Here is a 5244-nt window from a genome sequence, read left to right on the forward strand (position 1 = left end):
TGTCACTCTTCTTGGATGAGTGGACTGTATGTCGTTGTTTTGTAACATTCATCGCTCATCCTAATCGAGTGGATTCGTCCCGGTTAGGTAGATTCTTACCCTGATTTGGTGGACGAAGGCGAGGGCGATAGTCATGGGTCGTGACCCCGACAAGTTCGCGGCCAATGATGCCGTCTGGCGCCGGGCGGTAGCGCGCGAGGCCGTCATTCGCCCTTTGGCGTCGAAGGATCGCTTGTCTCCCGCCGACATAGGCCTCGCGTGCCGCCAGCTCGGTGTGAGGCGCGCACGACTATATGAACTTGTCGGTCGATACCGGGTCTCTCCTGTCACCAGTTCGCTGCTTGGCCACAATCCCGGCCCGGCGAAAGGGCGGCGGCGCCTGTCGGAAGAGATGGAGGCGCTCATCGAGACCGCGATGCGCGACACCTACCGCAGGCGGGAGAAGCCATCGATCACCGCCCTGCATGACCGCGTTCGAGAATTGTGCCACAGCCGCGGAGAGGTGGTGCCTTCCTGGAAGGCGGTAAGAGCCCGTGTGAAGCTTGTCGATCCGCGGCTACTGATGCGTGATCGGGAAGGGGCAGAAGCCGCGCGCGAACGGTTTGATCCCGTGGTGCAGGAGTATCGCGCTGATCATGCGCTTCATATCATCCAGATCGACCACACATTGGTCGATCTGTTTATCGTTGATGCCGTGCATCGCCGGCCTCTTCAGCGGCCCTGGCTGACGCTGGCCATCGATATCGCAAGCCGCATGGTGGCGGGGTTCTATCTCACTCTGGAAAGTCCGTCCTCGGCATCTGTAGCGCTTTGCGTTCAGCACATGGTGATGCCGAAGGAACCCTGGCTCGAGGCACGCGATATCAAGGCGGCGTGGCCGGTTTTCGGGCTGCCTGACGTGATCCACGTCGACAACGGCAGAGAATTCCATGGAAAGGCGCTGACCCGTGGGACGGCGGAGCACGGCATAGCCCTTGAATATCGGCCCGTCGCAAGGCCGCATTATGGGGGTCATATCGAGCGGCTGATCGGCACGATGATGGGTGCGGTCCACCTGCTTCCGGGCACGACGTCCAGCAACATCGCCGCGCGAGGCTCCTACGATCCGCAAAAACATGCCGCAATGACGCTCGACGAACTGGAAGAGTGGCTCGCGCTGCAGATTGTCGGCCGCTATCATGCGGAAATCCACAGCAGCCTGCAGTTACCGCCCGCCAGCGCCTGGGACGACGCAGTTGCGGCACGTCGCCATCCCTTGCGGCTGCCCCATGACCGCCAGCGGTTTCTCCAGGATTTCCTGCCCTTCGAGGAGCGCAGCATCCGACGCGACGGCGTGCATCTGTTCGGACTTCGCTATTGGGACGATGTGTTAAGTCCCTGGGCAGGTCGGTTTCCTCACCGGATGCGCGTCAGATATGACCCGCGCGACTTGTCGTGCGTGTTTGTGGAAGGCCCCGATGGCACGAACTGGCCGGTCCGGTTTGCCGATCTCAGGCGGCCGCGCATTACGCTCGGCGAGCATCGTCTTGCCCGCACGGAATTGAAAGAACGCGGCGTCAGGGCGGTGGACGAGCAGCTGATTTTCGAGACGGTCGAAAAGCAGCGGCAACTCGTCGACGCAGCCGGACATAAGACCAGGAGCGCGCGCCGGCATGCCGAGCGCCGCGACCGATCCTTGATGGCGACCGAAAACAGGAACTTTGCGGCGCCGGAAACCGATCGCGACGAAGAATGGGATACCAATCTGCCGTCGTTGGTCGTGGAAGAATGGTCTTGAGCGACTACCAGCATCTGCTCCCCGCCTATCGTTCGCATGCCGCTCTTGGCGATGCCGAAAGGATCGCGTGGATCCGCGCCGACCGCTGGCTGGAAACCGCCCAGGCACGCGCGGCGCTGGCGCGGCTGGAGGACCTGCTGTCCTATCCTGCGCGCGACCGCATGCCCTGCCTGCTGCTTTATGGCGACACCGGTATCGGCAAGACCAAGATCATCCGTAAATTCCTGCGCGATCATCCGGCCTGTTTCGACCGCGGCACAGGCATCAGCAGCATGCCTGTCGTGGCCATGCAGATGCCGGCCGAACCGCTGGAACGGGACGTTTATGGCGGACTTCTTACCGCGCTCGGCGCGCCAGGCCCGATGACGGACTCGACCTATCGTCTGAAGGAGGTCTGCCTGAGCCTTTTGCGCAGCATGGGCGCCCGCATGCTGATTATCGACGAAATCCACGCGCTGCTTGTCGGCAGCTTCCGCCAGCAGCGCATTTTTCTCAACGTCATCCGATTTCTGGCCAATGACCTGAGGGTTCCGCTGATCTGCGCCGGAACCGAGGCGGCCCGGCAGGCGCTGCTGACCGACCCGCAGCTGGCCGAGCGTTTCGAGGCCTTCCACCTTGAGCGTTGGACAGATGACTTCCAGGTTTCCCAGCTTTTGACGAGCCTGGGCGGGATCCTGCCGCTGCGCCGTCCCTCCGATTTGGCAACGACGGCTGTCCGCAGAAAAGTGCTCGCTCTGACCGACGGCATGACCTCCCGGATCTTTCGCCTGATGGAGACGGTGGCGGTTGAGGCGGTCCGCAGCGGCGATGAGTGCATCACCATCGACAGTTTCGACGGCGACAATCTCGTCCTGCCGCTTGTGTCGATGACGCGCCACATGGAAAAGGGACTGCGGCACCGGGCGAGCCGGTGAGGCCGGTGCGCGTCCTCCCCCTTGCGCCGCGGCCATTCGACGACGAGTTGCTTTCCTCCTGGCAGGGGCGGTGGCCTGTCGCTACGGATGCACGCTGCGCGAGGTTGAAAGCTGGCTCGATCCGGATCCGGGACAGCGAGGCAATCTGATCGGGCGGGACTTCGATCCTGGCGATGCCATGATCACGCTTTGGGCCCGCGCCTGCCGGATGGATGCGGGCCGGCTTGCTCGGATGACGTTGCGCCGGCAGGCGCGCCCATCCAACTGGTACATTCAGGATCGCTGGCATCAGGGCGTCTGTCCCGCTTGCCTTGACGACGATCACACTGCCGGGCGGGATCATTATCTTCGCCGCGCGTGGTCTCGGGTCGAAGCAATCGTCTGTCCCCGGCATCTGACCATGCTGCGGGAGATGTGTGGGCATTGCTTCGCCCGCACGGGATTTCGCTTCGATTGCCGAGAGGGGAGGGGGCGTCTGGTTTGTGGGAGCTGTTCGGCTCCCGTGTCTTTCGGCCGCTCGGATGGGGTCGTTTTGGAATGGCAAGGCTTCCTTCTGGCGCTTGCCGACACCGTCACATTGGCCATCGAGGAGGGGCCGCAGGGCGCGGCGGCCAAGGACATCATGCGGGCGGCGCGATTGTTGTGGTCGTCGTCGCAGTCAGGCGGAAAGCCGTTCATCGCATGGCTGGGACAGCCGCGGCTGAGCGGCAACGACATGCCGGCTGATCGCGACGAGCCGCTCGCCACCGCCTCATTGCAAGGCCGCATGTTGACCCTGTTCGGAATTGCACGGCTGCTGGATCTGGCCGATGCCAGAAACCTCATGGGGCCGCCGCCTGTCTTTCTGGCGGAAGAATTCGCGGCGGGCGACCTGTCACGGTCTGGCGCCGCACGCCGTGTCGTGCGGCAGACCCGGAGTGTCGAACGCCCCGCCAAGACATACGCGCCCCGCCCGGACGCCGAATACCGTGCATTGGCCGAACAGATCCTCGCCAGTCCGCAATGGAGGGCCGTTCAGGGCGCCGCACGGAGCGTGCGCGAGCGGGCGCTGGCACGCCTCATGACCGAAGCCCTGGATCGGGCACCACGAGACCGAGCCGCCGGGCTCGGTCCAGCAGCGCCTTGACCGAGGAGGGCTGCCATTGGCGAGCGCCACGCGGCGTGCGTTCATGCATCCGTTCCAGCTGTACGCCGATCTCGAGCAGGGTAAGATCCGGATCGGCGAGCGCAATTCCGGCGACCAACGTCATCAGCCGGTCCTCCGGCGGGCGGCGAGGGGCGCGTTTGATCAGCGCCGGTTCGGCGATGCGTTCGCGCACCAGCCGATGCACCGCGCGCCGCAGCCGCTCGATCGTCCAGTTGTGCCCCTTCCGGTTCAGCACCCGCACCACGTCGTCCCAGCTGTGCTGCGGCCGCAAGCGGCGCACGGTCGGCAGCCAGGTCTGCGCCGAGGTGATGAGATCGTCGAGATAGGCGCGCTCACGCGCTGCGGCGATCGCCCTGACAGCTTCGGGACGGCGTTCGCGAAGCCCGGGGTTGCCGGCCAGCCGGCCGCGGGCCTTGGCCGCCTTCATCCCCGCCTTGGTGCGTTCAGCGATCAGGGCACGCTCGAGCTGCGCCACGGCGCCGAGCACCTGCAGCGAGAACATGCCTTGCGGCGTCGACGTGTCGATCGGATCGCGCAGCGAGCGGAAGTGCGCGCCCCGCGTCTCGAGTTGCTCGATGACCTCAAGCAGATGGCTGACCGAGCGGGCGAGGCGGTCGAGCCGCACGACGACGAGAACGTCGCCGGCCGCGATCTTGCGCATCAGCTTCGCCAGCACCGGCCGGGAGCGCGATGCGCCGGAGCCATGCTCCTGGTGAACCATATGACAGCCGGTGGCCTTGAGTTCGTCGACCTGAGCGTCGTTGAGCTGGTCTTCGGTGGAAACCCGAGCATAGCCGATCAGGCGGCGTGAGCGGGGAGGGGGTGTGGCTTGGGTGCGCGGTTTGGCCATTTGCGGGACAATTTGGGCCGGTTTTTGCAATAGTGCAATGTGTCAGAAAAGGTTCCTTTGCAGGCGTGTATTATCGACCGATTTGCAGGCCCATAGAGCACGATCGCGGCCTTCGGACGTGTCGGAGGACTCAGGAGAGGCCAAATCGCGCCCACGAGGCCGCTATGGCCGAAACCGGGCAAACTGGCCGTTTCGAGCCCTGGCACCCTGACGGACCGGCACCGGTGCACAGGAAATGCCCCATTTGGTCCCTGTTTCACCCGGCGGGCGGAGCGGATTTGATGAGACTACGTGATTCCGAGTCGGAAATAGTGAGACTGCGTGACAAAGCGCGCCTTGCGCACCTGGCGTCAGCAAGCGAAAATAAGGAAATTCAAATGGTTAGCAGCCAGAAGGCGATCTGATCTGGCGCGCAGTCTCACGAAAACCGCTCCAAATCCGCCGATCCTGGTCGGTCTGTCCACCCAATTAGGGTGAGAATCCACCGAATAAGGGTGAGAATGACGCCTGAAACCGTGGAACAGCGGGTTTTTCCAGCGATCCAGGACGAGCGACA

Annotated in this window: 5 protein-coding genes; 3 read left to right on the forward strand and 2 right to left on the reverse strand. The window is 63.8% G+C overall.

Features of this window, described 5'->3' with window-relative positions; all coding sequences use genetic code 11:
- The first annotated feature begins 391 nt into the window (after positions 1-391).
- From MESS2_RS07245 to MESS2_RS32165, 3 genes are all read left to right on the forward strand, one after another.
- Positions 392-1777 (forward strand): transposase family protein, encoded by a 1386-nt coding sequence (locus tag MESS2_RS07245; RefSeq protein WP_244439901.1) that lies wholly within the window; start codon positions 392-394, stop codon positions 1775-1777.
- Positions 1768-2691 carry a TniB family NTP-binding protein gene (locus MESS2_RS07250; protein ID WP_040592418.1) on the forward strand — a complete coding sequence of 308 codons (924 nt, stop codon included), beginning with the start codon at positions 1768-1770 and terminating at the stop codon, positions 2689-2691. Before MESS2_RS07245 ends, MESS2_RS07250 begins: the two co-directional genes overlap by 10 nt.
- A 70-nt stretch (positions 2692-2761) precedes the next feature.
- Complete coding sequence (locus MESS2_RS32165) at positions 2762-3817, forward strand: TniQ family protein (protein WP_008873508.1); 1056 nt, start codon at positions 2762-2764, stop codon at positions 3815-3817.
- On the opposite strand, the gene MESS2_RS07260 is transcribed toward MESS2_RS32165, so the two are convergent.
- On the reverse strand, positions 3750-4688 hold the full coding sequence (locus tag MESS2_RS07260) for a recombinase family protein (RefSeq protein ID WP_008873509.1): 939 nt from the start codon (positions 4686-4688) through the stop codon (positions 3750-3752). The genes MESS2_RS32165 and MESS2_RS07260 overlap by 68 nt on opposite strands.
- A 350-nt stretch (positions 4689-5038) precedes the next feature.
- The coding region (locus MESS2_RS32935) for a hypothetical protein (RefSeq protein WP_209436084.1) at positions 5039-5244 on the reverse strand (206 nt) is incomplete at its 5' end.

Source organism: Mesorhizobium metallidurans STM 2683, assembly GCF_000350085.1.
Lineage (GTDB): Bacteria > Pseudomonadota > Alphaproteobacteria > Rhizobiales > Rhizobiaceae > Mesorhizobium > Mesorhizobium metallidurans.

What these genes read in the sequence shown, in the direction of transcription:
- MESS2_RS07250 (WP_040592418.1), top strand. Translation starts at nt 1,768, where the DNA reads ATGGTCTTGAGCGACTACCAGCATCTGCTCCCCGCCTATCGTTCGCAT.
- MESS2_RS07245 (WP_244439901.1), top strand. Translation starts at nt 392, where the DNA reads ATGGAGGCGCTCATCGAGACCGCGATGCGCGACACCTACCGCAGGCGG.
- MESS2_RS07260 (WP_008873509.1), bottom strand. Translation starts at nt 4,688, where the DNA reads ATGGCCAAACCGCGCACCCAAGCCACACCCCCTCCCCGCTCACGCCGC.